Annotated in this window: 3 protein-coding genes; 2 read left to right on the top strand and 1 reads right to left on the bottom strand. The window is 49.5% G+C overall.

The genetic code is table 11. From position 1 onward, the window contains the following. A partial coding sequence (locus QVD32_RS12995; RefSeq protein ID WP_287710360.1) for a hypothetical protein occupies window positions 1-272 on the top strand: 272 nt, incomplete at its 5' end. Window positions 273-312: 40 nt separating this feature from the next. Continuing rightward, on the top strand, window positions 313-1581 hold the full coding sequence (locus QVD32_RS12990; protein WP_118686913.1) for a tail fiber domain-containing protein: 1269 nt from the start codon (window positions 313-315) through the stop codon (window positions 1579-1581). A 246-nt stretch (window positions 1582-1827) separates the two neighbouring features. Here QVD32_RS12990 and QVD32_RS12985 read toward each other — a convergent pair. Next, window positions 1828-2030 (bottom strand): hypothetical protein (locus QVD32_RS12985; RefSeq protein WP_287710359.1); only part of this gene is annotated, 203 nt, incomplete at its 5' end.

The raw sequence follows: 2030 nt of genomic DNA, 5'->3' as shown, positions 1-2030 counted from the left end.
ACTTCGATATAATAGCGACCGACTTCTCGGGAATAGAGGAGATATCGGCCGAGGGTAGCGTGCGCATTTATGCCTCGGGTGGATCGATAGTTCTTGAAAACCTCTCGCCGGGGATGCCGGTTGCCGTCTATGACACGACCGGTCACAAAGTGAAGACTGTCGAGGCCACAGGTAGCCGTATGGAAGTGGTGCTGCCTGCGGGATTTTATGTGGTGGAATGTGCCGGCAAGGTGGAGAAAGTGATGTTACGTGCTTTGTCTGGGAGAATATGATAAAGAGTAAGTTAAAAAGCATAAAGCGAAAACAAGAACTATGAAGAACAGGGTGATTTTATTGTCTTTGGTGACATGGCTGTGCCAGATTTCGGTTTGGGCACAGCTGGAGGTGGATAGTCTTGGCCGTACGATTATCCATAAAGAATTGAAGTTGTTCGGTGAAGAAGGATCCCTTCGCCAATCATTGTTCGGTAAAGAGGGTGACTTTTATTGGAGCGATGGATTCGGCGGATTGAAGATGACAAGTTTGGGTAAATTCTTTTTGGAGGCGGCGGAGGCCGGGTCTAATATTTTTAATACGGAAGTCGACTATGGATTTGATCCTCCTTATGAGTCTATATATCCCCAACATTACGATGCCGCATTGACGGTGCGGAGCGGAGGAAGCCGATCGATCCATTCCATCTATACAGGTGCGGAAGGAGGGACTCATGAGGGGATACGATCCGATGTCTACAAAAATGCAGATAGGCCGTTCGCCGCATATATTATGACGACCACTCCGGATTCGTACCGGACTTCCATGCAGGTGTTTTCGGTCGATGGAAACGGGCTGGTATACGGACTGAGCGGATTTACGCAAGCCTCGGACGGACGGCTGAAACAAGATGTCAAGGAGATAGCCTCGGGCATGGACAGAATCTCGGCTTTGCGAGGAGTGAGTTTCCGCTATAAACCGGGTGGGGAGCGGCCGGTATCGGCTGTGGCGAATGAGAACGGCCACGCTGGATATGCTTCGTCCGATATCAAGAGACAGATCGAGGCGGAGAATGCCAGGGAACGCATAGGGTTCATTGCGCAGGAGGTGGAGAGTGTAGTGCCGGAAGTGGTACGAACTTTGCCGGACGGGACGAAGACCGTCATGTATACCGATTTGATACCTTTACTGGTGGAAGGTATGAAGGAGATGCAAGCGACTATCGAAAGACAGGAGGAACGGATTGCCGAACTGGAAGAGTCGTTATCGGGAGACAATGTTCCGGAAAAAGTCGTGCCGAAGAACGCCCGCGATTCGGAGGATAGCGAAATCGAATCTTCCACCGGAGAGGCTGCGATCTATCAAAACGTACCCAATCCTTTTTTCCAGACTACCGAAATTATATATAGGCTCTCGACCAATGCTCGATCGGCATCGATATGTATTTGTGACTTGACGGGCAAGCAGTTGAAATCCTATACGCTGCAACCCGATATGCCAACGGGGAAGATTGTGATTCCGGCCTCGGACTTAACCGCCGGAATGTATCTCTATGCTTTGGTGATCGATGGGACGCTCGTCGATTCTAAGCGTATGATTGTGGAATAATGTGAAAGAAGTATCTTAACCGGAATCTTCGGTTTGGCTTATAATTGGTGGGATATTGGCTCAATAGGAGATCAGGGGGGAACTGATGAAACGGTAGTTTCTGAGGAGAGGGGTTGAAAAGATTTCATAAGTTTTTTTGCTGTAAGGGTTAACCCCTCCGTCACTTCGTGCCACCTCCCCTATATTTTGCATTGCAAAACACAGAGGAGGAGGGGGTAATACCTCCCTCGTATTTATTCGTTTTCCCTATGCGGTTAACGGAAGACCTCTGTATCGCTTCGCGATACCCTGCAATGCTGCGGGGTACGGCGGGGAGAGGTTAAAGGTGGTATTTCTCGTTTTTGCATAAGGATAGATTTTACTCTTCTCCCCTGTTTTTTTACCCCCTCGCCCTACGGGCACTCCCCCTATCTCATCTGCGATGAGCAGAGGGAGAGGGTAAAAGCGTC

The organism is Barnesiella sp. (genome assembly GCF_022723415.1).
Lineage (GTDB): Bacteria > Bacteroidota > Bacteroidia > Bacteroidales > Barnesiellaceae > Barnesiella > Barnesiella intestinihominis.
This window is presented reverse-complemented; position numbering and strand designations above follow the sequence as displayed.

What these genes read in the sequence shown, in the direction of transcription:
- QVD32_RS12990 (WP_118686913.1), top strand. Translation starts at nt 313, where the DNA reads ATGAAGAACAGGGTGATTTTATTGTCTTTGGTGACATGGCTGTGCCAG.